This is a genomic window from Enterobacter sp. Tr-810 (assembly GCF_011752765.1).
Lineage (GTDB): Bacteria > Pseudomonadota > Gammaproteobacteria > Enterobacterales > Enterobacteriaceae > Enterobacter > Enterobacter soli.
Map to the genome: position 1 here is coordinate 215,937 of NZ_VWWW01000002.1, position 26,517 is coordinate 242,453.

Annotated in this window: 26 protein-coding genes and 1 other RNA gene; 10 read left to right on the forward strand and 17 right to left on the reverse strand. The window is 51.4% G+C overall.

Annotated features, from left to right (window positions below):
• Positions 1-14: 14 nt before the first annotated feature.
• From F3J30_RS07570 to lpp, 3 genes are all read left to right on the forward strand, one after another.
• Entirely contained in the window at positions 15-1,160 is a 1,146-nt protein-coding gene (locus tag F3J30_RS07570) for a PLP-dependent aspartate aminotransferase family protein (protein ID WP_166716853.1), read from the forward strand.
• 377 nt (positions 1,161-1,537) lie between these two features.
• Entirely contained in the window at positions 1,538-2,959 is a 1,422-nt protein-coding gene (pykF, locus tag F3J30_RS07575) for a pyruvate kinase PykF (protein WP_014069939.1), read from the forward strand.
• Positions 2,960-3,270: 311 nt separating this feature from the next.
• The gene (gene lpp / locus F3J30_RS07580) at positions 3,271-3,507 is read left to right on the forward strand and encodes a murein lipoprotein Lpp (RefSeq protein WP_001082307.1); all 237 of its coding nucleotides are present in this window, start codon (positions 3,271-3,273) and stop codon (positions 3,505-3,507) included.
• 55 nt (positions 3,508-3,562) lie between these two features.
• On the opposite strand, the gene F3J30_RS07585 is transcribed toward lpp, so the two are convergent.
• The 9 genes from F3J30_RS07585 to F3J30_RS07625 all read right to left on the reverse strand — a co-directional run bounded on the left by F3J30_RS07585 (position 3,563) and on the right by F3J30_RS07625 (position 12,639).
• A complete protein-coding gene (locus F3J30_RS07585) occupies positions 3,563-4,576 on the reverse strand; it encodes a L,D-transpeptidase family protein (RefSeq protein WP_166716854.1) in 1,014 nt (337 codons plus the stop codon).
• Between the two features lie 97 nt (positions 4,577-4,673).
• Positions 4,674-5,090: a cysteine desulfuration protein SufE gene (sufE, locus tag F3J30_RS07590; protein ID WP_014069937.1), complete on the reverse strand. Its 417-nt coding sequence runs from the start codon at positions 5,088-5,090 to the stop codon at positions 4,674-4,676.
• A gap of 14 nt (positions 5,091-5,104) precedes the next feature.
• Positions 5,105-6,325, reverse strand: a complete 1,221-nt coding sequence (gene sufS, locus F3J30_RS07595; RefSeq protein WP_166716855.1) for a cysteine desulfurase SufS — start codon at positions 6,323-6,325, stop codon at positions 5,105-5,107.
• Entirely contained in the window at positions 6,322-7,593 is a 1,272-nt protein-coding gene (gene sufD, locus F3J30_RS07600; protein ID WP_166716856.1) for a Fe-S cluster assembly protein SufD, read from the reverse strand. The genes sufS and sufD overlap by 4 nt, the downstream gene beginning before the upstream one ends.
• Entirely contained in the window at positions 7,568-8,314 is a 747-nt protein-coding gene (sufC, locus tag F3J30_RS07605) for a Fe-S cluster assembly ATPase SufC (RefSeq protein WP_014069934.1), read from the reverse strand. The genes sufD and sufC overlap by 26 nt, the downstream gene beginning before the upstream one ends.
• Positions 8,315-8,323: 9 nt before the next feature.
• Entirely contained in the window at positions 8,324-9,814 is a 1,491-nt protein-coding gene (gene sufB / locus F3J30_RS07610) for a Fe-S cluster assembly protein SufB (RefSeq protein WP_014069933.1), read from the reverse strand.
• Positions 9,815-9,822: 8 nt separating this feature from the next.
• Positions 9,823-10,191 (reverse strand): Fe-S cluster assembly scaffold SufA, encoded by a 369-nt coding sequence (gene sufA / locus F3J30_RS07615; protein ID WP_014069932.1) that lies wholly within the window; start codon positions 10,189-10,191, stop codon positions 9,823-9,825.
• Positions 10,192-10,501: 310 nt separating this feature from the next.
• Entirely contained in the window at positions 10,502-11,230 is a 729-nt protein-coding gene (locus F3J30_RS07620) for a MerR family transcriptional regulator (RefSeq protein ID WP_166716857.1), read from the reverse strand.
• Positions 11,231-11,418: 188 nt separating this feature from the next.
• Positions 11,419-12,639: a diguanylate phosphodiesterase gene (locus F3J30_RS07625; protein ID WP_014069930.1), complete on the reverse strand. Its 1,221-nt coding sequence runs from the start codon at positions 12,637-12,639 to the stop codon at positions 11,419-11,421.
• Between the two features lie 338 nt (positions 12,640-12,977).
• Between F3J30_RS07625 and ycgZ the strand changes: the two genes are divergently transcribed.
• The 5 genes from ycgZ (at position 12,978) to F3J30_RS07650 (ending at position 17,005) form a co-directional block, all read left to right on the forward strand.
• Positions 12,978-13,217 (forward strand): regulatory protein YcgZ, encoded by a 240-nt coding sequence (ycgZ, locus tag F3J30_RS07630; RefSeq protein WP_014069929.1) that lies wholly within the window; start codon positions 12,978-12,980, stop codon positions 13,215-13,217.
• A gap of 4 nt (positions 13,218-13,221) precedes the next feature.
• The gene (locus F3J30_RS07635) at positions 13,222-13,542 is read left to right on the forward strand and encodes a hypothetical protein (RefSeq protein WP_166716858.1); all 321 of its coding nucleotides are present in this window, start codon (positions 13,222-13,224) and stop codon (positions 13,540-13,542) included.
• Between the two features lie 29 nt (positions 13,543-13,571).
• The gene (locus F3J30_RS07640; RefSeq protein WP_166716859.1) at positions 13,572-13,850 is read left to right on the forward strand and encodes a biofilm/acid-resistance regulator YmgB/AriR; all 279 of its coding nucleotides are present in this window, start codon (positions 13,572-13,574) and stop codon (positions 13,848-13,850) included.
• Between the two features lie 185 nt (positions 13,851-14,035).
• Positions 14,036-16,186, forward strand: coding sequence for a formate dehydrogenase subunit alpha (gene fdhF, locus F3J30_RS07645; RefSeq protein ID WP_166716860.1), 2,151 nt, complete (start codon positions 14,036-14,038; stop codon positions 16,184-16,186).
• A 189-nt stretch (positions 16,187-16,375) separates the two neighbouring features.
• Positions 16,376-17,005: a helix-turn-helix domain-containing protein gene (locus tag F3J30_RS07650; protein WP_166716861.1), complete on the forward strand. Its 630-nt coding sequence runs from the start codon at positions 16,376-16,378 to the stop codon at positions 17,003-17,005.
• Positions 17,006-17,051: 46 nt separating this feature from the next.
• Here F3J30_RS07650 and F3J30_RS07655 read toward each other — a convergent pair whose 3' ends face one another.
• From F3J30_RS07655 to F3J30_RS07665, 3 genes are all read right to left on the reverse strand, one after another.
• On the reverse strand, positions 17,052-17,246 hold the full coding sequence (locus F3J30_RS07655; protein WP_014069924.1) for a YdiH family protein: 195 nt from the start codon (positions 17,244-17,246) through the stop codon (positions 17,052-17,054).
• A 94-nt stretch (positions 17,247-17,340) separates the two neighbouring features.
• Positions 17,341-17,751 carry a 1,4-dihydroxy-2-naphthoyl-CoA hydrolase gene (menI, locus tag F3J30_RS07660; RefSeq protein ID WP_166716862.1) on the reverse strand — a complete coding sequence of 137 codons (411 nt, stop codon included), beginning with the start codon at positions 17,749-17,751 and terminating at the stop codon, positions 17,341-17,343.
• Entirely contained in the window at positions 17,748-20,804 is a 3,057-nt protein-coding gene (locus tag F3J30_RS07665) for an FAD-binding and (Fe-S)-binding domain-containing protein (RefSeq protein ID WP_166716863.1), read from the reverse strand. The genes menI and F3J30_RS07665 overlap by 4 nt, the downstream gene beginning before the upstream one ends.
• Positions 20,805-21,002: 198 nt before the next feature.
• On the opposite strand from F3J30_RS07665, the gene ydiK reads away from it, so the two are divergent.
• Both ydiK and rprA read left to right on the forward strand, forming a co-directional pair.
• Complete coding sequence (gene ydiK, locus F3J30_RS07670; RefSeq protein ID WP_166716864.1) at positions 21,003-22,118, forward strand: AI-2E family transporter YdiK; 1,116 nt, start codon at positions 21,003-21,005, stop codon at positions 22,116-22,118.
• A 193-nt stretch (positions 22,119-22,311) separates the two neighbouring features.
• An RNA gene (rprA, locus tag F3J30_RS07675) (antisense sRNA RprA) lies at positions 22,312-22,419 on the forward strand.
• 700 nt (positions 22,420-23,119) lie between these two features.
• On the opposite strand, the gene F3J30_RS07680 is transcribed toward rprA, so the two are convergent.
• From F3J30_RS07680 to F3J30_RS07700, 5 genes are all read right to left on the reverse strand, one after another.
• Positions 23,120-23,611: a hypothetical protein gene (locus tag F3J30_RS07680; RefSeq protein ID WP_166716865.1), complete on the reverse strand. Its 492-nt coding sequence runs from the start codon at positions 23,609-23,611 to the stop codon at positions 23,120-23,122.
• A gap of 170 nt (positions 23,612-23,781) precedes the next feature.
• Positions 23,782-24,303, reverse strand: coding sequence for a hypothetical protein (locus tag F3J30_RS07685; protein ID WP_166716866.1), 522 nt, complete (start codon positions 24,301-24,303; stop codon positions 23,782-23,784).
• Positions 24,304-24,315: 12 nt separating this feature from the next.
• A complete protein-coding gene (locus tag F3J30_RS07690; protein WP_166716867.1) occupies positions 24,316-24,966 on the reverse strand; it encodes a hypothetical protein in 651 nt (216 codons plus the stop codon).
• A 4-nt stretch (positions 24,967-24,970) separates the two neighbouring features.
• Positions 24,971-25,174: a hypothetical protein gene (locus tag F3J30_RS07695; protein ID WP_166716868.1), complete on the reverse strand. Its 204-nt coding sequence runs from the start codon at positions 25,172-25,174 to the stop codon at positions 24,971-24,973.
• 324 nt (positions 25,175-25,498) lie between these two features.
• Entirely contained in the window at positions 25,499-25,702 is a 204-nt protein-coding gene (locus F3J30_RS07700) for a hypothetical protein (RefSeq protein ID WP_166716869.1), read from the reverse strand.
• Positions 25,703-26,517: the final 815 nt, after the last annotated feature.

Here is a 26,517-nt window from a genome sequence, read left to right on the forward strand (position 1 = left end):
TAAAGGAAGAGACAATGAAGAATTTAGCGACCCTCAGCGTACACAGCGGTGAATTTAACGACCAACACGGCGCGGTGATGCCCCCGATTTACGCCACATCGACGTTTGCGCAACCCTCACCGGGTGAACATACGGGCTACGAATATTCCCGCAGCGGGAATCCAACCCGCCACGCCCTTGAAACCGCCATTGCCGCACTAGAAAGCGGCACCCGCGGTTATGCCTTCGCCTCCGGGCTGGCGGCGATTGCCACGGTGCTGGAGCTGCTGGATAAAGACAGCCACATCGTTGCCATTGATGATGTCTACGGCGGGACGTACCGCCTGTTTGAAAATGTGCGCAAGCGCAGCACCGGGTTGCAGGTCAGCTGGGTTAAGCCGGGCAACGTGGAAGCACTGGAAGCCGCTATCCACCCCGACACGCGTATGGTGTGGGTCGAAACGCCGACGAATCCCCTGCTCAAGCTCGCCGACCTGGCCGCGATTGCGGATATCGCCCGCCGCCATCGCCTCATCAGTGTCGCCGACAACACGTTTGCTTCGCCGGTTATTCACCGCCCGCTGGAGTCGGGGTTTGATATCGTGGTGCACTCCGCAACCAAATACCTGAACGGCCATTCCGATGTGGTTGCCGGGGTGGCGGTTGTGGGCGATAACCCAGAACTGGCCGATAAACTGGGTTACCTGCAAAATGCGGTGGGCGGCGTGCTCGATCCGTTCAGCAGTTTCCTCACGCTGCGAGGAATACGCACCCTTTCATTGCGCGTGGAGAAGCACAGTGCCAACGCCCTGGCGATTGCGCAATGGCTGGAGCAGCACACGCAGGTGGAAAAAGTGTGGTTCCCCTGGCTTGAGTCCCATCCGCAGTATCAACTCGCGCGCAGGCAGATGGCGCTGCCCGGCGGCATGATTTCGGTGGTGGTAAAAGGCGATGCGCAACGAGCGACGGCGATTATCCGTAAGCTGAAACTGTTTACCCTGGCGGAAAGCCTGGGCGGCGTTGAAAGTCTGGTCAGCCAGCCTTACAGCATGACCCATGCCTCGATTCCGCCCGAGCAACGACGGGCAAACGGTATTGTGCCGCAACTGATCCGTCTTTCGGTGGGTATTGAAGATGTGCAGGATTTAATTGCCGACCTGGCTCAGGCGCTAAAAATTTGAGCTAAATGCGGCAGGTGACGAGCCTGCCGCCATAAGTTGTCATTATGCCTTAACGCGTTGATAACAACCTTATGTGAATCTGCACAGATTATTTTTGAAACGCTGTTTTCATTTTCCTTTTGTCTGAAAATCAGCGTATAATGCGCGCCTAATCCCTGGTGAATGGTTTCAGCGCTTGGAATACAAAAAACAACGTACAACTTTTCCTCTCCTCCGTTGGGCTGACACTCAGGCACACTTTCTTCTGCACGCTCATTTGATGTCTCCTATCCTTAGTGCGTGTCATATACTCTTTTGCAACACAGGTTTGACTCCGCGGCGGTGCGCCCCCGGAGCGAGATTTCCATATCCTTCCCAACTTAAAGACTAAGACTGTCATGAAAAAGACGAAAATTGTTTGCACCATCGGCCCGAAAACCGAATCTGAAGAGATGCTGACCAAAATGCTGGACGCCGGCATGAACGTTATGCGTCTGAACTTCTCCCACGGTGACTATGCTGAACACGGTCAGCGTATCCAGAACTTGCGCAACGTGATGAGCAAGACCGGTAAAAAAGCAGCAATCCTGCTCGATACCAAAGGTCCTGAAATCCGTACCATCAAACTGGAAGGCGGTAACGACGTTTCTCTGAAAGCTGGCCAGACCTTCACCTTCACCACTGACAAGTCTGTTGTCGGCAACAACGAAATCGTTGCTGTGACCTATGAAGGCTTCACCAGCGATCTGTCCGTCGGTAACACCGTTCTGGTGGACGATGGTCTGATCGGTATGGAAGTTACCGCTATCGAAGGTAACAACGTTATCTGTAAAGTGCTGAACAACGGCGACCTGGGTGAAAACAAAGGCGTTAACCTGCCGGGCGTTTCCATCGCACTGCCAGCACTGGCTGAAAAAGACAAGCAAGACCTGATCTTCGGTTGCGAGCAAGGCGTTGATTTCGTTGCAGCGTCCTTTATCCGTAAACGTTCCGACGTGGTTGAAATCCGTGAGCACCTGAAAGCGCACGGCGGCGAGAAGATCCAGATCATCTCCAAAATCGAAAACCAGGAAGGCCTGAACAACTTCGACGAAATCCTCGAAGCGTCTGACGGTATCATGGTTGCTCGTGGTGACCTGGGTGTTGAAATCCCGGTTGAAGAAGTTATCTTCGCGCAGAAGATGATGATCGAGAAGTGTGTTCGCGCGCGTAAAGTGGTTATCACCGCAACGCAGATGCTGGACTCCATGATCAAAAACCCACGCCCAACCCGCGCTGAAGCAGGCGACGTGGCGAACGCCATCCTCGACGGTACTGACGCAGTTATGCTGTCTGGCGAATCCGCTAAAGGTAAATACCCGCTGGAAGCCGTAAGCATCATGGCAACCATCTGTGAACGTACCGACCGCGTGATGACCAGCCGTCTGGACTACAACAACGACAGCCGTAAACTGCGCATCACTGAAGCTGTGTGCCGCGGTGCAGTAGAAACTGCTGAGAAACTGGAAGCACCACTGATCGTGGTTGCGACCCAGGGCGGTAAATCTGCACGTGCTATCCGTAAATACTTCCCGGATGCCACCATTCTGGCGCTGACCACCAACGAAACCACTGCCCGTCAGCTGGTTCTGAGCAAAGGTGTTGTTCCTCACCTGGTGAAAGAGATCGCGTCTACAGACGATTTCTACCGTCTGGGTAAAGAAGTCGCTCTGCAACTCGTTGAACGCGGCCTGGCACAGAAAGGCGACGTTGTGGTGATGGTTTCTGGTGCTCTGGTACCAGCAGGTACAACCAACACTGCATCTGTTCACGTGCTGTAATAATTCTCGAACGAATTAATTTTTTGATAAAAGCGCCCTTCGGGGCGCTTTTTTTATTCCTGGCATTAGCCAGATTTATTCAAAAAGCAAATCGGGTTTTTCTATTTAATAGCGATTTATCTAAGATGAATCCGATGAAAAATGCCTTTTTTAACATAGCTTTTTCGACAAAAATGCCGAATTCGTTGCTTCTTTGAGCGAACGATCAAAAATAGGCGTATTCCCATCAAAAAAATATTCTCAACCTAAAAAACTTTGTGTAATACTTGTAACGCTACATGGAGATTAACTCAATCTAGAGGGTATTAATAATGAATCGTACTAAACTGGTACTGGGCGCGGTAATCCTGGGTTCTACTCTGCTGGCTGGTTGCTCCAGCAACGCTAAAATCGATCAGCTGTCTTCTGACGTTCAGACTCTGAACGCTAAAGTTGACCAGCTGAGCAACGACGTGAACGCAATGCGTTCCGACGTTCAGGCTGCTAAAGACGACGCAGCTCGCGCTAACCAGCGTCTGGACAACCAGGCTACTAAATACCGTAAGTAATAGTACCTGTTAATAAAATGGCGCACATTGTGCGCCATTTTTTTTGCCTTCACTTCTACTGCGTAACCTTCTCACCCTCGCCTTCTGACACCGCCGCTGACACCCGGCTGTTCTGCACCGATAACACCGTATTATTCGCTGACGGGCCATTGCCTGCTGACACCACGACCGGGATCCCCGCACGGCGCGCTAACGCCTTGCTGATGAGCTCTTTATCACTCCCGGACTGAGTCACAAAAGTAGCAAAGTCGGTTGAGTGGTTAATTGGCGTTGTCTGTGGATTCTCCCCTTCTTGTTGTGCCAGAGGACGGTGGACCTCAACGTAGCGTCTGCCATCGGGCTCAACGGAGTATTTCACCGGCTCGTTGATGATTTGCACCCGCGTGCCGACGCGCGCCTGCTCAAATAGCGCCTTAATGTCCGGCGCGTTCATGCGCATACACCCGGAGCTGACCCGCAACCCTACACTGTCAGGCGCACTGGTTCCGTGAATGAGATATTCCCCATTACCCACGCCTAAACGCAGTGCAAAGCGTCCTAACGGGTTATTAGGCCCGGCGGGGACTACCGGGGGCAGTTTAATGCCCTGCGCCAGTGAGCGCGCTCTGATGCCCGGTGTCGGCGTCCAGGTTGGATTTGGGATTTTCTGACTCACGCGCGTGGTGGTAACCGGGGTTTCCAGACCCAGTTGCCCAATACCCAGCGGGAATACCTGAACGATGTTTTCGCCAGGCGGGAAGTAGTACAGTCGCAGCTCTGCCAGGTTCACGACAATGCCTTCACGTGGCGTATCCGGCAGGAGCATCTGGGATGGGATTGTAATTACGGTTCCCGGCGCGGGGTTAACCGGGGCTATCGTATTATTCGTTTCAAGGATCAACTGTGCAGCAGTATTAAATCGTCGGGCAATGGCCTGAAGTTTATTGTCACCTTCCTGAATGGTGTAGGTTTGATTTTGACCAATAAGTCGGCTGCCGACAGGCGGCAACGGATAATCAACCGCCCAGGCCGAATTAAGCGCACCGAGCGAACCGAGGAGTAATAGAGTAATAATAGACGCGCGCTTCATGCTGAGATTCCTTATTCACTGGCAGAAAGCCAGAAAGCTGAAAAACCAGCGAGGCGGGAACCACCTCGCGAAACAGAATGAATGCTGTCTATTAAGTCTAGCTAATGATTGACGCTTTGGAGCGAATTGCGCGAATCATCGCTTCGAGTCCCTGAGAGCGGGACGGGGTGAGGTGTTGGGCCAGCGCCATTTTTTCAAACCACGGGCGGACGTCAAAGGCGACAATATCCTGCGCAGACATCTGGTGATAAAGAATAAACACCACCGCGATAAGCCCCTTCACAATGGCCGCATCGCTGTCACCCTGTAATTCAATGACGCCATCGTCGTTCTGGCGCATGACGATCCACACCTGGCTCTGGCAGCCCTGAATCGTGTTCTGCGGGTTATGCTCTTCTTCACCGAGCGGCGGCAAGCGCTGCCCCAGCTCAATAATATAGAGATATTTCTCTTCCCAGTTTGCGCAACGCCCAAAGTTACGCAGCAGTTTATCTCTGTCCGGCAAATCGGCCATCTCTTGCCTCTCCGTTATCCAAGCAGCTGGTGGATGCGTTTAAGTCCCGCCACCAGTCTGTCGACCTCTTCCATTGTGTTATACATCATCAGCGATGCCCGGCACATCGCCGGCACCTGGTAAAATGCCATCAGCGGCATGGCGCAATGATGCCCGGTACGCACGGCCACGCCGTAATTATCCAGGAAGCTGCCCACGTCATAGGCATGGTGTTTACCCAGATTAAAGGCAATCACCCCTTTTCTGTTGGCCGGGCCGTATAAGACCAGATCCGGTACACTGGCCAGCTCCTGCAACGCGTAGTGCATCAGCACCTGCTCGTACTCCTGAATGGCATCAAGACCAATCGAAGAGACATACGCAATCGCCGCCCCCAGGCCGATGATCCCGCCCGTATTCGGCGTGCCAGCCTCAAAGCGCCACGGCGCACGTGCGTAGGTGGTGCCTTCCGTCAGGCTGACGGTGGCAATCATTGACCCGCCCCCTTCCCAGGGTGGCATGGCCTGCAAAATCGCGTCTTTGACATACAGCACGCCGATGCCAGTTGGGCCGTAGAGCTTATGCCCGGAAAACACGTAGAAATCGCAATCCAGCGCCTGCACGTCAATGGCGTGGTGCATCACGGCCTGCGCGCCATCAACCAGCACTTTCGCGCCGACCTGATGCGCTTTTTCGATGATCTCCGCCACCGGGTTTTCGGTACCCAGGACATTAGAGACTTGCGTGACCGCCACCAGCCGGGTTCGTTCGTCGAGCAATACGTCGAGCTCCGCCAGCTGTAAGATACCGTCCTCGTTCAGCGGGATCACGCGCAGCTGTGCGCCGGTGCGTTCGCAAAGCATCTGCCAGGGAACGATATTCGCGTGATGCTCCATCTGGGTGATGATGATGTTATCCCCGGCGTGAACCTGCGCGCTGCCCCAGCTGTTCGCCACCAGGTTAATACCTTCCGTTGTGCCGCGCACAAACACCAGCTCTTCCGGCGAGAGCGCATTGAGGAAAGATGCCACCTGAGTGCGCACGTTTTCCATGCTTTGCGTCGCCTCAGCGCTGAGGGTATGAATACCGCGATGCACGGCGGCATAGCCGTGGCGGTAGAACTCCGCTTCAGCGTCAATCACCTGATTCGGTTTCTGAGCGCTGGCAGCACTGTCGAGATAAGCCAGCGGCAGACCGTTCACTTCACGGGTCAGAACCGGAAAATCTGCCCGTACTTTCTCTACGGGAAAACTCATGCTTCGCCTCCAGGCAGACGCTGACCAATACGCTCCAGCACCTGCTGTTTTAACGCGTTATCACGCAGCGCTTCCGTCAGTTCTGCCGCAAACGCGTAAATAATCATCTTCTGGGCCGCCAGTTTGTCGATCCCACGCGAGCGCAGATAGAACATCTGTTCATCGTCGATGCGGCCAACCGTGGCACCGTGGCTGCACTTCACGTCGTCGGCGTAGATTTCAAGCTGCGGCTTGGTATCCACTTCCGCCAGGCGCCCCAGCAGCAGGTTATTGTTGGTCATCTGCCCGTCAGTTTTAATGGCGTGTTGCGCCACGTTAATCAGGCCGTTAAACACCGCGCGACCTTTATCACTGACGATGGTTTTATGCAGCTGGCGGCTGTTGCAGTAGCCTTTGTTGTGCTCAAGCCAGGTACGGGTATCGCACACTTCCGATTTAACCGGCATCGCCAGGCTGTTAATGCGCAGTGTCGTGTTTTCGCCATTCAGCTGCGTGCTGGTGTTGTGACGCAGCACCGCGCCCCCCAACAGGAAGCTGTGGCTATATGCCGCCGCATCGGCTCCCAGCAGAATATCGTTATGGGCAAAGTGGTGGCTGACCGGGTTTTCAAACGCCAGCTTGATATGGTGAAGTTGCGCATTGGCTGCCACGTTCATGGTCAGGCGCGCGCCGGTAAAGTGCGGAGCATCATTCAGGCTGACGTAGTGTTCAACGATCGTCGCCTCCGCCCCTTCGGCCAGCTCAAGATGGTGGCGGTAATGCGCGGTGTTGATCTCTTCGCCCGCCAGCCCCTGAGTGATATGCATCAGCAGCAACGGCTGCGCCGGACGCTGGTTACGCTTCACGCGGATCTGTGTGACACTCTGCGCCAGACTTTCGGTGAGGTGCAGGAACACTTCAGGCTGTACCGGTGCCGTGAGCGGCTGGCGGTCATCATTCACGGTGACCTCAAAGCCGCTGTCCTGAGTATTGTCACTCAGTTCCGGGTGGAAACGCCCGTCGACAAACACCAGACGCACCGCCTTCATGCTCAACGCCAGCAGATCGCACTGGGCCTTGCTGACATCCGCCAGCCGGGTCACAAACTGGCCGTTCAGCAATCCGTCGAGCGGAGTGTATTTCCAGTTTTCATGCTTACGCGTCGGCAATCCCAGACGCAGCATCTGTTGCAAGTGCTGTTGGGCATGTTCAGAGCGCAAGTCGCCCTGCGCTTCAAACAGGCGATGCCACTGCTGGAGTGCGTTACTGCTGTTCGGTAAGCCAGCCATAGCCCTGCTCCTCCAGTTGTTTGACCAGCGTAAAGTCGCCGGATTTCACAATGCGCCCTTGCCAGAGCACATGGACGTAATCCGGTTTAATGTAATCCAGAATGCGCTGGTAGTGAGTGACGATAATGAACGACCGGTTGCCGTCGCGCAGGGAGTTTACGCCGTCCGCCACAATCTTCAGGGCATCGATATCCAGACCGGAGTCAGTCTCATCGAGAATGCACAGCTCAGGCTCCAGCACCGCCATTTGCAGAATGTCGTTACGCTTTTTCTCACCACCGGAGAAACCGACGTTCACGGAACGGGTCAGGAGGTCTTCCGGCATTTTTAGCAGTTTGATTTTCTCTTCCATCAGATCCTGGAAGTCAAAACGGTCGAGCGCCTCCAGCCCACGGTATTTACGCACCGCATTGAGCGCCGTTTGCAGGAAGAACTGGTTGCTGACGCCGGGGATTTCTACCGGATACTGGAAGGCCATAAAGATGCCCTCTCCCGCGCGGTCTTCCGGTGACATCTCGAGCAGATCTTTGCCGTTAAACTCGACGGTGCCGTTGGTCACTTCGTAATCTTCGCGTCCTGCCAGCGTCGCTGAAAGTGTACTTTTCCCGGAGCCGTTTGGCCCCATGATGGCGTGTACTTCTCCTGGTTTGACGTCAAAATTGAGGCCACGCAGGATCTCTTTGTCTTCCACGCTTACCTGTAAATCTTTAATACTTAACATGTGCTTTCCTTAACCGACGCTGTGTTCAAGACTAATGGCGAGGAGTTTTTGGGCTTCAACGGCAAATTCCAGCGGTAGTTCAGAGAACACATCCTTACAGAAGCCGTTAACAATCATTGAAATCGCATCTTCTTCACTGATCCCGCGTTGCAGGCAGTAGAAGAGCTGGTCTTCACCAATACGCGACGTGGTCGCTTCATGCTCCAGCTGGGCGCTGTTGTTACGACATTCCACGTATGGGAAGGTATGCGCGCCGCTATCAGGGCCAATCAGCATTGAGTCACACTGGGTAAAGTTACGGGCGTTGGTGGCCGTAGGCATGATTTTCACCAGTCCGCGATAGCTGTTCTGGCTGTGCCCGGCGGAGATCCCTTTCGAGATGATGGTCGATTTGGTGTTTTTACCAATGTGGATCATCTTGGTGCCGGTATCCGCCTGCTGGCGTCCGCTGGTGAGCGCCACGGAATAAAACTCTCCGATGGAGTTATCCCCGCGCAGAATGCAGCTTGGGTATTTCCAGGTGATCGCAGATCCGGTTTCCGACTGGGTCCAGGACATTTTGCTGTTTTCGCCTTCGCACAGCGCGCGTTTAGTGACGAAGTTCAGGATGCCGCCAGTGTTGCCATCGCCCGGGAACCAGTTTTGCACGGTGGAGTATTTCACTTCGGCGTCTTTGTGGATGATGACTTCCACCACCGCCGCGTGCAGCTGATAGCTGTCACGAACCGGGGCAGAACAGCCTTCGATGTAGCTGACGTAACTTCCCTCATCGGCAATCAGGATCGTGCGTTCGAACTGGCCGGTTTTTTCTGCGTTGATACGGAAATACGTCGACAGCTCCATCGGGCAGCGCACCCCTTTTGGCACGTAGATAAAGGTGCCATCGGACGCCACCGCAGCGTTCAGCGCGGCAAAGAAGTTATCGTTACCCGGCACAACGGTCCCCAGGTACTTTTTCACCAGCTCCGGGTGTTCGTGAATAGCTTCGCCAAACGAGCAGAAGATGATGCCCTGCCCGGCGAGTTTTTCACGGTAGGTGGTGGCAACAGAAACGGAGTCAAAAATAGCGTCAACCGCCACCTCTTTACCTTCCCGCACCGGCACGCCCAGCTGATTAAACGCCTCTTCGACTTCTTTGCTCAGGAAGCTGTTCTCGGCACCTGTTTGCTGTACAGCCCCCGGCTGCGAGGCACAGGTATCATCACAGCTGCCGCAGGATGGCGCAGAGTAGTAGCTGTAATCCTGATAGTTCAGCTTGTCGTAGTGCGCTTTCAGCCAGTGAGGTTCTTCCATTTCAAGCCAGGCACGAAAAGCATTCAGACGGAACTCAAGCATCCACTCCGGCTCATTACGCTTGGCCGAAATCGCGCGGATGACATCTTCATTGATGCCTTTTGCCAGTTCATCTGTTTGCAGGTGCGTGAAGAACCCCTCTTTATAGTTGAGGTGCCCGCCGCTCCAGGTGTTGACATCATCAGTTGCTTCAGTATTACGAGACATAGTACCGCCTATACCCCAAAGCTTTCGCCGCAGCCGCATTCGTTCTGGGCTTTCGGGTTATGAAATTTAAAGAGCTGGTTTAAACCTTCGCGAACGTAGTCGACTTCGGTTCCGTCGATAAAAGGCATGGCCTGTAGCGCGACGTACAGTTTCGCGCCATCGGTTTCAAAGACCAGGTCGTCTTTTGCGGGTTCCGTGACGGTATCCAGCACGTAGCCGAAGCCCGCACAACCGGTCTGCTTAACTCCTAAGCGCACGCCGAGGAGCTCAGGCTTTTTCGCCACCAACTCGTGAATATGTGCCGCAGCCGCTGGCGTGAGCGTTAAACCACGCCAGGCAAAGTCGGCAGGATTGAAGGTTTCTGAATGCAATTCCATAGGTCCACCTCATGTATTGAGCCACCAGGGCATAACACCATGTTAGTGATAACGATTATCACTTCAACCCCCTGACAGCAGGGGCTTTCAGCTAAATCGCCCTTTTTGGCTACTTTTATTAAGCATAGACCCTGTGGGAGGATGCAGGCAGGATGGATTTAATTGTTCAATGCATTGATTAATAATGCATTTATACGCGGCATTTATGGCAGGAAAGAGAAAAGTAAAATATGCATCGGAAATGCCTATTTTTAAGATAGCTTTTGAGGAAAGGGGCAAAAACAAAAAAGGCCCTCAAGGCCTCTCACGATCAGTGATGAAATGACACCGCAAACCCCTGTTCACGCCAGTGATCCAGTTGTTCCTGCTGGCGAGACGTGGGTGATTTGCCCGTCCAGACGAAGATTTTCTGCCCGGGGAAAAGTTCAGGACGCGGTGAATCAATCGGCTCTGCCAGCACGTCAATATGCCAGCCCTTTTGCGATAAACGCGCGGCTTCCAGCCACAGATGGGTCCGGTCATCGCACTCCCAGCCAATCAGAAGAGCGTCTTTACCGGCTTTCTTGCGGGACTCCGCCAGACTCGCAATCGCGAATTCGATCAAAACGCCGTCCAGCAGGCTCGCCATGTGACGCACGGTATTCTGATCCTGGTTCATTCGCTGGCGGACAGGGGAGATGATATTGTCAATCAGCGCATCCATCGCGTGATCGCGGCGGAATTCACCTATTTTGGCGCGCAGCTTTGCCGGGCTAGCGTAACGCAGAACGGTCATCATCTCTTCCTGGAACGAAACCCAATTGCCCTGGGTCAGCACTTCCTTATTTTCCAGCAAGACTTTAACTTTTCCGACCGAAACGCCGCTTTTCATCAGGCGTTTGATCTCTTCAATACGCAGAATATCTTCATCGTCAAACTGACGATGTCCCCCTTCGCTGCGCTGCGGCTTCAACAATCCATAACGACGCTGCCAGGCACGCAGCGTAACGGGGTTGATACCGCATCGTTCGGCCACTTCGCCGATACTGTAATAGGCCATTAACTCCCTCACGCTCAGAACTTCCATACCTAACTACACTAACCTTATCAGATTGTACAAACCATTTGTATAACTAAGACCACATTTTACTCAGGTGAATGGGCTACTCTTCCCTTCGCCTGTGAATATATTGTTGTATAAAATTTACCATTCGTACAGTTAAGTCTGCCGCTTTGTGTACAGCTTTATCAGAATTCGAATTTTTTCTCCGGCCACGCAATAACCGGAATACCGCCATGCCGGGGGCTGGCAAAGAGATGCCCCTGGAACTGGGAAATTCCCGCAGACTCCAGCCACATCCACTCTTCCGCCTTCTCCACACCCACCGCGCAGAACTGGATCTCAAGCGTGGTACAGCATTTGATAATCGCCTGAATGATAGCCTGTCGGGGGCCACTTTTGTGCACGTTAGCGACAAGATCGCGATTTATCTTAATTCTGTCCGGCTGGAACTGAGCCAGCAGTTGTAGCCCCGCGAAACCGGCGCCAAAGTGATCGATCGTCACACTGATGCCTGCACTTTTTAGCTGCCTGACCGAATCCGAGAATTCATCAAAGCGGGAAATGGCTTCACTTTCAGTAAACTCCACCACAATTTGCTCTGGCACAAACCCATTTGCTTCAATCGCTGTGAGCAGAAAATCCACGGCGTTGGGAATGTTAACCAGCGTCATGGGCAGCAAGTTAAGGGATAATGTTTGGTCCTGTAATCCCAGCGCGCTGGCCATTGAAAGCGCCACCTGCTTGCTTTGCAGATCGGACGTATACACTTCGTCACGCGGGAGTTTGGCAAAATAGGCCTCCGGCGAGCCGCCGTCATGGGTGCGGATAAGCGCCTCCCAGGAAACGACCTGCTGCATAAACGGATCGACTATCGGCTGGAACGCAAAGCTGCAATCCGCTCCCTTGGCGATCACCTCGGGCTGCGCGGATAAGCGCGTTTCTTCGGGAACAAAATCCCATGAATCCGCAGGCGGAAGTTCAAAGTAGTTCTCTTTTTCCGTGGCATCGACAAAGGTGCGGAAAAACTGGAGTGGGCGGTCGTTATACGTCAGCTGGTAGCGAGTCGTTCCTTTGTCGAGCACCTGCTGTAGCACCTCATCCCTGTCGAACTGGCGTAAATCGAAAAGCTCCATGCCCACGTTGCCAAAGCGCCGAACAGGCCCGTGATCGCGCATCAACTCCACCACATTATGGTGACGTGGGTCGTTACAGATCTGCTCATAGATCGACGAAACGTGCTCCACTGGCCCTTCAAGCAGTTGGAAAAAATGAGTGCCGTTAAACAGCAGGATCCCCGTGACATTAGATTGCTGATTTTTACTGTTTGCAGCAGCGACCATGGCTTCCAACGCTTTCACTGGAACGTCCTCGCAGATATGACTGCGGTAAATGATGGTTGTGAGCATGCTATTCCTGGGGTTCGGGTTTTTTCCACAAAAGACGTGGGTAATGTTCATTTATAGCACATTAATTGCTTAACAAATAATTTACATCTCAACCATTTACAGCAGTTAATGAGACCTGTTTTCTCTGCTGTACAACTTACCAGTGCCTGCTCTTTTTGTACAATATATCCTGTAACATTAGCGCTTCACGAAAGACATATAACCAATTAAAAACAAAAGACTTTATTAAAAATATTAAAAAAAACACAAAAATTTGTACATTTTTCATGTACAGATTTTGAAATTGTGTATACCTTAAATGTAACGTTATTGACGACATGATTTTACAGGAGTGAGACATGCAGCAGGAAGGTTACGGCACAGATTCCGCAGCAGCGATTGCACAGTACTTTGAAAAGGCTGCGCTTCCCACCCAGCAGGAGACGCTGGGTCAGGTAGTGGTTGAAATTCTCAGCGACGGACGAAACCTTAATCGCAAATCGCTTTGTACCAAGCTGCTCAGCCGCCTCGAACGAGCCGACGGGCCGGAAGAGGAAGAACATTACCACATGCTGCTTGGTTTGCTCTTCGAACGGTAAAGTTATGAACAGCAGTGACGCAGACCGACTGATCGACACGCTTATCGGTGAAGCCGTTCTTTCTCTTCTGAAAGAGCGGGGACCTGTGACAACCGAAGGATTGCTACAGCGTCTGCGGGTGATGAAGGAACATGAAAAGGATCCCCAGCGGCGGGAGACACTTGCGATGGTGATTACCGAAATCGGCTCAAACAGCATCGCCCTTAGACGTCGCAGAACCGCGCAAGGACGAACGAAAAGAGAGGGACCTCTTAACAACAACAGAGACAATGTCATCCCTTTATTTGGAAATGGAAAACCGTCAGACCCCAAAAAAATACATTGACTGCAATTTAACAGCTACGGTGAGAACAAATGAGACAAAATATTCAGCTTCAACCCGAATACCATTCTGCTTTTATAGACAGTGCGCTGTCGGAATATTTCCGTCACGCAGGCGATCGTTTTGCTGAAGAGTCCGCTGTTTTTTCTACTGCAGTACGCTGTGTTCTGGCCTCCGAGGGACACCTGTCCAATAAAGCGATCATCCTCTGGCTCATTCAAACTTTGGAAACCACCCACGACGTGGTTCAGGCAGATGTGATCCGTAAGACCCTGGAAATCGTGGTGGGTTACACGATGGACGATCTCTAAGGCCCCTTCACTCCCCTAACGTGTCATCGTCAAAACTGACGAACGGTCTGACGATGACACGCACCTATGAGCATAACACCCTGTAAAACCAGCAAAGCAAACCTGGCACGGTTCCTGCTTACCTTCGCCTACGGGACTGGGTTTTCCAGTCAACTTTGCTTCATTTCTTAACAGGTCTGTTATTGATGAAAAAAATCGCAAGCGTCTGCCCTTACTGTGGTGCAGGCTGCAAATTGAATCTTGTCGTCGAAAATAACCGAATCATCCGTGCCGAAGCCGCCAATGGCGTCACTAACCAGGGCACGCTGTGTCTGAAAGGCTTTTACGGATGGGATTTTCTCAACGATACCCGCCTGCTGACTCCCCGCTTAACACAACCCATGATCCGCTATCACAAAGGTGAAGCATTCACCCCCGTTACCTGGGAAGAAGCCATTCGCTATACCGCCCACAAACTGAAAAGCATTAAGGCGCAGTTCGGCCCCCGTTCGATTATGACCACTGGCTCTTCCAGGGGTACAGGCAATGAAACCAACTACGTAATGCAAAAATTTGCCCGGGCGGTGCTTAACACTAACAATGTGGATTGCTGCGCGCGTGTCTGCCACGGCCCTTCCGTAGCAGGCCTTCAGGAGACACTTGGCAATGGTGCCATGAGCAACTCCATCAACGACATTGAAAACTCAAAATGCCTGTTGGTCTTTGGCTATAACTGCGCTGACTCGCATCCGATCGTGGCAAGACGCGTGCTCAAAGCGCGTGAAAATGGCGCGAAAATTATTGTCTGCGATCCGCGTCGCATCGAAACCGCGCGCATTGCCGATCAGCATTTGCAGCTTAAAAACGGCAGTAATATGGCACTGGTGAATGCCTTCGGCTACGTACTTCTGGAGGAAGAGCTATACGACAAAGGCTATGTTGCGCGCTTTACCGAAGGGCTGGATGCCTATCGCGAGGCGGTAAAAGATTACGCCCCAGAGAGTGTCGAACACCTTACCGGCATTGCCGCCAGCGACGTTCGCCAGGCGATGCGCACTTTCGCGGCAGCACCGTCGGCCACCGTCATGTGGGGGATGGGTGTTACCCAGTTCGGGCAGGCTGTTGATGTGGTTAAAGGGCTTTCCAGCCTCGCCCTACTGACCGGTAACCTGGGACGCCCGGCTGTCGGCGTCGGCCCGGTACGTGGACAGAATAATGTCCAGGGTGCCTGTGATATGGGGGTGCTGCCTAACATGTTCCCCGGTTATCAGGATGTCACCGATGTAGCGGTCCGGCAAAAATTTGCCGATGCCTGGCACATCGATTTCAACCAGATGGATGCCCGCGTCGGGACACGCATCACGGAAGTCCCACACCTGGCGCTGGAAGGTAAGATCAAGGCCTACTACATCATGGGGGAAGATCCGCTCCAGACAGAGGCCGATCTTGGCCTGGTACGCCGGGGTTTCGAGGCCCTTGATTTTGTGGTGGTGCAGGACATTTTCATGACCAAAACCGCCGAAGTGGCAGATGTGTTGCTGCCTGCGACCTCCTGGGGTGAACATGGCGGCGTATTTACCTGCGCTGACCGGGGCTTCCAGCGGTTCGGCAAAGCCATTGAGCCCAGCGGCAACGTGAAACGCGACTGGGAAATCATCAGCCTGCTTGCCACCGAAATGGGCTATCCGATGCACTATACGTCCAACCAACAGATCTGGGATGAGATGCGCGAGCTGTGCCCACTGTTCTTTGGCGTGACCTATGAAAAAATGGGCGAGATGGGTCATGTCCAGTGGCCATGCCCAACACTGGAACACCCGGGGACCCCTCACCTGTATAAAGACAATCAGTTCGACACGCCAACCGGCAAAGGGCAACTTTTCGCTACGGCATGGCGCCGCCCAGCTGAAATTCCTGATGCGGAGTATCCCCTTGTGCTCTGCACGGTAAGGGAAGTTGGCCACTACTCCTGCCGCTCAATGACCGGCAATTGTGCAGCACTGCAAAGCCTTGCCGACGAACCTGGCCGCGTGCAGTTAAATCCGGCAGATGCCGACGCGCTGAACATACGCGACGGGCAGCTGGTCTGGGTGCGATCGCGCAGGGGGAAAGTGATCACCCGCGCCAGCATCAGCGAGCGCATCAATGCCGGTGCGGTTTATATGACGTATCAGTGGTGGATTGGTGCCTGTAATGAGTTGACGCAGGATAATCTCGACCCGATATCGAAAACACCGGAAACAAAATACTGTGCAGTACAAATTGAGGCGATTGAAGACCAACGCTGGGCGGAAGATTTTGCCGCATCAGCGTATCAGTCCATGAAGACGCGATTAATCAGTGCAGTAAATGTATGACGCCCCTGAGGCTCGCCTGGCGAGCCTCTCACTCACGCAATGATCAACTTGCCTCCCCCGCCATCCAGACATTCGCGAAAATGGTTGGCGCAGGCCACAGTCTCTGCCAGCCTGATACTGGCGTAATTGTGGCACAGGTTCCCGCACTGGCAATATAATCAGATGGGCTTTTCTTAAAGGTTATCCGCCATGTCTGCTTCAGGCTCATCTCATCGAGGTTCACCCTACGCGCAAGAGCTTATTGCCCATTTACAGCCCTACTCTGTAACGCGAAAAACGGGCCGTGGTGAGCAACTTGACCTTCAGGTAAACCATCAGGGCATGTGTTATCTGGTTATTGAAGGGACAATCGCTATATATCGCAGAAGCGACAATAGGCTGCTTTCTACGGCGAAAGGCCCGGCCGTTTTAGGTGTCGCCAATATCACAGATATCTTCTTTGATGACTATCTTAAAACCATCACCCCCTGCCTTATCGCCACACTGACGACTGAGCAACTTAACGAGATTATCAAAGACGAAGCGCTGTGGGGGCTTATCTCAAAACACCTGATGTTTATGTATAACCGGCTCTATAACAATATCATGCCCCGCGGTGTACCAACGGCATATGAGATGATTCGCCAGCAGCTTATGCTGTTGATGAATGAAGACGAGAATTTTCGCAGGAGTATCACAGTGGAGCGGTATATCAGGGAGAAAACCCAGCTCTCGCGCAGCGGCGTGATGCGCATTCTGGCAGATTTAAAAACCGGCGGATTTATCGAAATGGAAGATGGCAGGCTCATTAAAATCAACAAACTCCCCGCCCGATACTGAATTTCAAACACAAAAAAGGCCGCAAACGCGGCCTTTTTATCAGCAATCAATGGACATGAACGCCCAACCGCCAGGCAAAATAGATCTCTTCTTTCAGCTCGCTGGAAGAGAGCGCGAGTAAGTCAGCAAATTCCAGCTCAAGCTGTTTCAGCTTTTTCAGGTACTGTGCCGGAGACAGGTTGCTCTTATCGCGACGTAAATATTCAACTGCCAGTTGGGTTGGGTTCAATTCGGTATCCATGATGTCCTCGCTTATGTACAAAACCTGAGCAGTATAACACGTTTCACTGCACATATTTTGACCAAAGGCAAAACATCACGGATGTTTACACGCTTTACACTACCGCCGTTGTCAGACGCGATGAACAGCACAGACGGTCCTGTTCATCCAGGATATCAATCTGCCACACCTGATGACGGCTGCCTGCGTGCAATGCGCGGCAAACACCGCGCACACGACCACTGCGTACAGAGCGAATATGGTTGGCGTTCACTTCCAGTCCCACCACTTTGTGTTCCCCTTCGGTACACAAATAGCCTGCGACTGAGCCAAGCGTTTCAGCCAGTACCACCGACGCACCGCCGTGCAGCAGGCCAAAAGGCTGATGCGTGCGGCTATCGACAGGCATGGTCGCTTCCAGCGAATCCTCACCAATATGGGTAAACTGAATATCCAGCAAACCCACCATATTCCCTTCTCCCATGGCATTGAGCGCCTGAAGCGTCACTGCTCGTTTCCAGATCATCCCATAATCTCCAGTAAAGCCTGTAATGGATGGCGTACACCGTTACCTTCAACGCGTTTCACCTGGCTGCGGCAGGAGTAACCTGTCGCCAGACAGCGGTTGCGCGGTAAACGCTGCATGGCCTGATGCCATGACAACTCGTAGATCCCAAGTGAGTTCTCATGATTTTTGACTTCATGCCCGTAGGTTCCCGCCATGCCGCAACACCCCACGCTGACGCTCTCAAGCTTCGCGCCGAAGCGGGCGAAAATAGAGGCCCACTGTCCAGGCGCCCCCGGCAATGCAGTTACCTCGGTACAGTGCCCAAACAGATACCAGGACTCACCGCTGACCTCTTTGGCCGCTGTTTTTTGCAGCGCCGCAGGCAGCCATTCGTGCACCAGCATGACGTGGAAATCCCCACGTTTTTCGCCAAGCGTCTGCTTGTACTCATCGCGGTAGCAGAGCACCAGCGCCGGGTCGACGCCGACCATTGGGATCCCCAGCGTAGCAACACGGTTGAGGAAGTCCGACGTTTTTTGCGCAGTTTTCGCAAAGCGATTCAAGAAGCCTTTGATGTGCTGCGCCTTGCCGTTTGGCGAGAACGGCAGCACTACCGGCTGAAAACCGATTTTTTCAGCCAGACGGACAAAATCGGCCACGACCTGCGCATCGTAGTAGCTGGTGAACGGATCCTGCACCACCAGCACTACGTTGGCTTTTTGCTCTGCGCTTAACGCTTCAAGCTGCTCCAGGGTCATGTTTGCAGAACGATGTCCCACCAGCTGACGCTGTAATGATGGCGTCGACAGCAACGGCAGGTCCACCATGCCGATATGTTTCTCTGAGAGCTTGCGTACCAGCGGTTGATTAATAAAGAAGTTGAACGTCTTAGGCGCTCGCGCCATCAGCGGCGCATAGCTTTCCACCGTGGCGACCAGATGATCGCGAACCGGGCGCAGATAGCGCGTGTGGTAAAGTTGCAGGAAACGCGAACGGAATTCCGGGACGTCGATTTTAATCGGGCACTGGGTCGAACAGGCCTTACAGGCCAGACAACCGGACATGGCTTCTTTGACTTCATGAGAGAAATCATATTCGCCTTTACGGGCGTGCCAGCTGTTCCGCGTGCGTTCGATCAGCGTGCGCAGGCTGGCCGCTTTTTCCGGCAACTCGCTTTCCAGCTTCAGCGGATCAACACCGCGATCGGCCAGCAGACGCAGCCATTCCCGCACCAGGGTTGCACGCCCTTTTGGCGAATGAATACGGTTACTGGTGATTTTCATCGACGGGCACATTGGACTTTTCGCGTCGAAGTTAAAGCACAGACCGTTCCCGTTACACTCCATGGCACCACGCCAGGATGAGCGAACGGCGATAGGAATTTGCCGGTCATAAGTGCCGCGTTTCACCGCATCCACGCGCAGCATTGGCGCATACACGCCTTCTGGCGGGCAAATCTTGCCCGGGTTGAGACGGTTATCCGGGTCAAACGCCGCTTTGACTTTACGCAGCTCCCCGAACAGTTGCTCACCGAAAAACGCCGGGCTGTATTCCGCGCGGAAGCCTTTTCCGTGCTCGCCCCACAGCAGACCGCCATATTTTGCCGTTAACGCGACGACGTCATCGGAGATCTGTTTCATCAGGATCTCCTGCTGCGGGTCGCACATATCCAGAGCCGGGCGCACGTGCAGTACCCCGGCGTCCACGTGGCCAAACATGCCATAGCTCAGCCCGTGGCTATCCAGCAACGCACGGAACTCAACAATATAGTCAGCCAGATGCTCCGGCGGTACGCAGGTGTCTTCTGCAAACGGAATGGGTTTCGCTGCACCTTTGGCATTGCCCAACAGCCCCACCGCTTTTTTACGCATCGCATAGATACGCTCAATACCGGAAAGGTCGTTACACAGCTGCCAGCCAATAACCCCGCCCTCACCTCTGGCGATAAGCTCGTCCAGACGCTGGCAGAGCATCGACACCTGGCTTTCAATCAGCTCAGCGTCATCGCCTGCAAATTCAACGATGTTCAGGCCAAGCATCTCTTTATCCGGTACATCGGTGATCAGTTCGCTCACGGAGTGCCAGACAATATCTTCCCGCGCCAGGTTAAGCACTTTGGAGTCGACGGTTTCAACCGACAGCGCCCGCGCGTCAACCATAAATGGCGCATTGCGCAGCGCAGAATCGAAAGAGTTGTATTTCACATTGACCAGGCGGCGTACCTTCGGCAGCCGGGTGATATCCAGACGCGCCTCGGTAATAAATGCCAGGGTGCCTTCCGAACCGGTCAAAATACGGGTCAGATCGAACTGGGTCAGGTCATCGTTAAACACATGACGCAGATCGTAGCCCGTCAGGAAGCGGTTCAGTTTGGGGAATTTATCGAGGATCAGCTGGCGGTTGTCGCGACAACGTTCCAGTACGGTGCGATAGATTCGCCCGCTGGCGGTGTTATCTTTGCCCAGCGTTTCAGCCAGCGCAACGGGCATTGGCTGAGTATCAAGGATGTCGCCGCCCAGCAGTACAGCGCGGACGCCCAGCACATGATCGGAGGTTTTGCCATACACCAGCGACCCCTGTCCGGACGCATCGGTGTTGATCATCCCGCCAATGGTCGCGCGGTTACTGGTAGAAAGCTCTGGCGCGAAAAAGTAGCCGTAGGGCTTTAAATACTGGTTGAGCTGATCTTTGATAACGCCCGCTTCAACACGCACCCAGCCCTCTTCAGGGTTGATTTCAATAATGCGGTTCATATAGCGGGACATATCAATGATGATGCCCTGATTAAGCGCCTGGCCGTTTGTGCCGGTGCCGCCGCCACGCGGGGTGAACACCAGGGACGTAAAACGTTCCTGCGCCGCCAGACGGGAAATTAATGCCACATCTGCCGTCGAGCGGGGAAAGACGACGGCATCGGGAAGAAGCTGGTAGATACTGTTATCGGTCGCCATCGTTAGCCTGTCGGCATAATTTGTGGCGGTATCACCTGTAAAACCCTGTTGCTCCAGTGCCTGCAAAAAATTAAGCACCAGCTGAACGACGCCAGGTGCCTGAGAAATCTGTGGGATCATTACGGTCGACCCTAATTAGAGGTGTGAAATCGTTTGCGTTGTGTCGTGAAAGTTTTATCACATTTTTTTCTTATACGCTCAGCTGAATTACATGCAGAATCTGCCTGTTAAAAATCGCTGAAATCACTAATGATTAGAGTGACGCGGTTTCATGTTCTCGCCAGCCTGGCTGGTGTTCATCTAAGGAAAGTTTTATTTATGGTCAATCTTCGTCAGCCGAGGGATGTTGCGCAAATCCTGCTGTCAGTGCTGTTTCTGGCAATCATGATTATTGCGTGTCTGTGGATTGTTCAGCCATTTGTGCTCGGCTTCGCCTGGGCCAGTACCGTAGTCGTCGCCACCTGGCCACTGCTGCTGCGTTTACAGAAACTGCTGTTTGGCCGCCGTGCGCTTGCCGTGCTGGTCATGACCTTACTGCTGTTCCTGCTGTTTATTATTCCGATTGCCTTACTGGTTAATAGCCTGGTTGATACCAGCGGCCCGGTTATTCGCGCCATCAGCAGCGGCGACATGACGCTGCCGGATCTCGCCTGGCTAAATAGCATTCCGGTTATCGGTTCAAAACTGTACAGCGGCTGGCACGGCCTGCTGGAGATGGGCGGCAGCGCATTGATGGCGAAAGTGCGTCCTTATATTGGCACGACAACCACCTGGTTTGTCGGGCAGGCCGCACACATCGGTCGCTTTATGATGCACTGTACGCTGATGCTGGCCTTCAGCGCCCTGCTGTACTGGCGTGGTGAGCAGGTCGCACTGGGTGTGCGACATTTTGCTACTCGTCTGGCCGGTAAACGCGGTGATGCGGCGATCCTGCTGGCGGCTCAGGCCGTACGCGCCGTAGCGCTGGGAGTGGTGGTGACGGCCCTGGTGCAGGCTGTTCTGGGCGGTATCGGTCTTGCGATTTCTGGTGTGCCATACGCCACTATCTTTACCGTGATCATGATAATGACCTGCCTTGCGCAACTTGGGCCATTGCTGGTGCTGATCCCTTGCATCATCTGGCTCTACTGGTCCGGGGACACCACCTGGGGCACCGTTCTGCTGGTCTGGAGCTGCGTGGTCGGTACGATGGATAACGTTATTCGCCCGATACTCATTCGTCTGGGCGCAGATCTGCCGCTGATTCTGATCCTGTCTGGCGTTATCGGCGGGTTGATTGCATTCGGCATGATTGGCCTGTTTATTGGCCCGGTGCTGCTCGCTGTCACCTGGCGTCTGTTCTCTGCCTGGGTGCATGAAGTACCACCACCAGGCACCGACCCCGATGTGATCCTCAGCGAACTGGAAGATCTGGAAGAGAAGAACAAACAGTAACGGTATTGCCGGGTGGCCCTGCGCTTACCCGGCCTGATTTCCTCGCAATACTTAAACATCATTAATCATTTCACTGGTCAGACCCGCCACATTGCCTGTAACTCTGTCATTCACCTCAAAAAATCTTTACGTCTCTTTAACTATTGAGACGAATCTGATCGACGCAAAAAACCTCAATGCCTACTATTACCTCACGGTTATAAATCAACACCTTGATTTATAAGCATGGAAATCCCCTGAGTGAAACAACGAATTGCTGTGTGTAGTCTTTGCCCATCTCCCACGATGGGCTTTTTTTTCGTTTGCATACAGCTAATTAGGGATTTCGCTAGGTGCTTAGTGTGTGCCGCGTGTATGTAGCTTAAAATGCGTTGCCTCTTTTCCCCTGAAAGAATCAATAGCTTAGAGTGTGTATTACTTTGTTTCTGGTGTGCATCAAACGAGAAAAGGCCACCTGTTAAGGCAGCCTTTGAGGGTTAGGCACTCATGCGTAACACATCACCCATTTGCATTGTTAACCCTAGCGTGAATGGTCCAGATCGTGAATCTTTGCCTCTGGTGAAGTCCAGTTAACGTAGCCATCATTAGACAGCTTCCAGCTAGCTCTAAGCGCTTCACTCATTTCTAGAGGAATATCACTAACCAGATAGCCACCCTCACCCCGTAAGCCGTAGCAAGCAGGAATATAGCTAGTAACAGTAATATCACCTTCACCAATCCAGTGATGAACAGGTCACCAGGCTATATAAATACAATACTACAAAAGAAAAAAGCGGCAAGAAGCCGCCTAACGCTGATAGGAATAAGAACAGAATTAAGAGATTATTCTTAAGCACGTTTATAATCACATACACCCACTGTACCTAATGCCCCTAGAGGCGTATAGCTAAATACACGTTGCGTATTATTAGTTTTTCCACCTGCACATTCATCAACCCATTTATTATAGGATGAACAGGAGCAGCATAGCAGGATTATTAGCCCTACCATCAGAGGCTTCATTAGTGGTTATTGGTATTGTTCAGCGTGTTGTTAATCACTACAGGCTGTTTCCCTGCATTCACCGTGTTCAATGGACTATTAACATTCACGCTATTCACGTTGGCTACAGTGTCCACAGTTACGGATTCATCTAAATCCCATGCAGCACCCGTAGCCAAATCAACACCACCACACACAATAATTCCGCAAAGCAAATCACCCCACAGCCACCCGTTCAGATTGTCAGTGATTTGGCTTGTCGCCTCCTGACTATCATCAGTGCGTTTCAGGCTCACCGTGTAAGGCGCTCCATCCCTTCTAAGGTTCACGGTAGCAGGAGCAACACCAGAAGCCACCGTAGCCCCTTCATCGTTCTTAATGGTGTACAAAGCAGGTGCATTAGTTTTAATGGCTACAGGCTGCGTTTTACCATCAACCGTTAAAGCACATCCTGAAACAGACACGCAAGCAAGCACAGCAGCTAAAGCAGCAGCTAAAGATTTAACTTTCATTTATTAATTCCTATTGAGTAAAAATAACATTGCCCTAGTGGGCTTTTCTTTCCATTCCTTATAGCGTTCTGCTAAATCGCCGTAAGGGTGAAACTTCAATCTTTCAATAGCCCTTCCTAGTGGGTTAATTTCCTCTCTACCTATCCTGTAAATTGTGAGGCTATCTAATTTCATCTAACCACATGTTTAGCCATATCGAATACTTCACCTGTTTCATTAAAATCAATCTTCCCGAAAATATAACGAGACTTTAGTTTAAATGGTAAATCTACTCTCATGACTACATCATTATCAAAAAACATCACCAGCGTATTATCTACCACTTGAGAAAGAAACGCCGTGTAGGTTGTTCCATTCATTTTAAATTCAGTATTAGGACGCCTATCAAAATCAGCAGGAAACAACACCCCCTTATTCACTACCTTTAAATTATCTTCAAGCTCTATCGGGAAATGCCACCCTAAAAGCTCTGTTTCAGGGTGTTCAGTATTAAAGCGGCTAATAGCAGCTTCTTCACGCGCTTCTTCCTCTGCTGCCTCCTTCTCATATCGCGCCTTACGCTTTCTGTATTTAACCCTGTCAATCCATCCACCAATTAAATAGAACGGGGCGTAGATAGCTAACAGGATTGCAAACAAACCCAAACACCACACACCAGCCTTAACAATCATTACACCTATAGAGAAAATCATCACCATCACCTGTTAACGAGAAAGCTTTATTGCTATACGTGGTGAATCATATCCCTGCTCCATCCAGCCACATTCTTTACCCATTTCAATTGGAAAATTAAAATGAATCCTCACGCCATCATTAAACCAAACATCTAAACAGTGTTCGCGCTTCATAAAGTCTGTAGATGGTGGTGTGTATTCTGAACGCTTCCAGCTAAATTCTTCTTTGTTGTGTGTTCCTTTTGATAACCGTGTTGGAAATGTAGAGCCACCTTCAAACACAGCAATATTCATATAATAATAAAGCCAGTCACATTCTTCATTACGTTCTACATGGTGAATACCAAAACCATTAGGCAAATAAATAGATTCGGGGTGTTCATGCTTAAATAACTCAAACCTATTAGCCCTGTCTGCCTGTTCGTGCTTCTCCATCATCCAGAAGATAGCCACCAACACCACGATCGCAGCACCAAAGCCTAACAGGTATTGAACCCAGCTATCATTATCAAAGAAGATAGCTAGAAGCATTACAGGCACAAGGAGCATAGCCACACAAAGCGCTTTATATTGATGCTGACCATCTTTTAAAGACAAGGCCAAACACACCAACATATAAAGAACAGCAAGCCCTAACACAACCGGATAGCCAACAACTACCACTGAAATAATTGAATCCACTTGCCTACCAGCTCCAGCTACTAATTAATGAATGTTGAACCATCACACTATGCACAGTTGATTTAAGCTTGCCCTGCATACAGCTATAAGCCATACGACCGACACCAAACCTAGCCCACATAGCACCACCTTCCATTACTTCTACAAATCCAGCACATCCATTTACTAAGAAGTGAGCATAATGCTTAACGCTATCTTTCTTGCTCATTCCTAATAATTCTCATAACCCAAACCAGCCCTAATAAATATATACAGAAGATATAAGACCACACAAATAACCATTCCAATAGCAGCGCACGAGTCAACATCAAAGGAACGTAAATCACCATCTATCTGACTAATCACTAAACCAATTAAGCTACCTGTAATAGCACAAACCCAAATAGTTAGCATGAAATGACCTAACCACGCTGCAAAGTGCGTAGATTTAATAGTTACGTGTTGCATGTTAATTGTCTTTTGTGGATGTCTCTAAAACGCTCTGTAAGCCCCGCCATTCATTTTATTATTAACCGCGTCACCAGAATATTAATTAACCTAATAAAGCTTGCTGTACGTCGTCTGTGGTTGCTCCTGCAATAATCAGCTTAGCTACCTCAATCGTTTTAGTTGGTACTTTCTCACCTGCTGTAGCTTTGTCTAATGCTGTTTGAGCCTTAGCGATTAATTCAGCTTCATATTCCCACTTACTAGGCTCTTGTTCTGGGTGTGGAATCATTGCAGCTAAGCCGCCCATTTCGGCCCCTACTTCTGCCAGAATACGCGCCTGCGCTGCTTTTATTTTCCTGAGGTACAGGTCAATACAGGATTAATAATAGCAACACCAGCAGCAGTGCTGATTCATAACATCTTTATTTTAACGCTTTCGCATTTCATTACTGTCAGCAGTATAAGGACATCATCATTTTTAAAGGTTTACGATATTTAGATGTAAACTAAACCACATCCTTATTAGACCATTTAGCAGTCTGTAATGGCTAACACAGAGCTCATTCTGAAAGTGATATAGCCAGGTCAATTATATTAACAGTCATAATAAATGATAAGTTTAAAAATACAGAGTCATAAGTTATGTCCTAAGGGCAAAAGTTCATTACTCAATTAGAATAACAACTCCCTCAATGGAGTGAATTATAATCGCCATGAAATTATTTCCCTCCCTGGAAAACAGAAGCAGTCTCCGTTAATCAAACAAACACCACAGATAATATAGTGTTTGTTTACACTTTCACTTTAACCATAAACAGCCTCCTGCACAGTATGTATCAGGAGCATTATCCATGCTGTGATAGCATCTAGATTTCCTCATTACTTTCCTTTATTAATCACGGTAACGATCCGCGAAAAGCATATGCCTCACTCACAGTTCCGGCCTCAACCTCTTTACCTACAATCTATGAAGCATCTGTGACTCAGTTCACCACCTCACTGACCTGAATCATCTTGTTATATTTTTCATTATCTATTAATTCATTTAAAACATTCACCCAATGAATAAAATCTATAGTTGCTAACGCGGTGTTCTATAGTAAAAATATCAGAAATATTGGA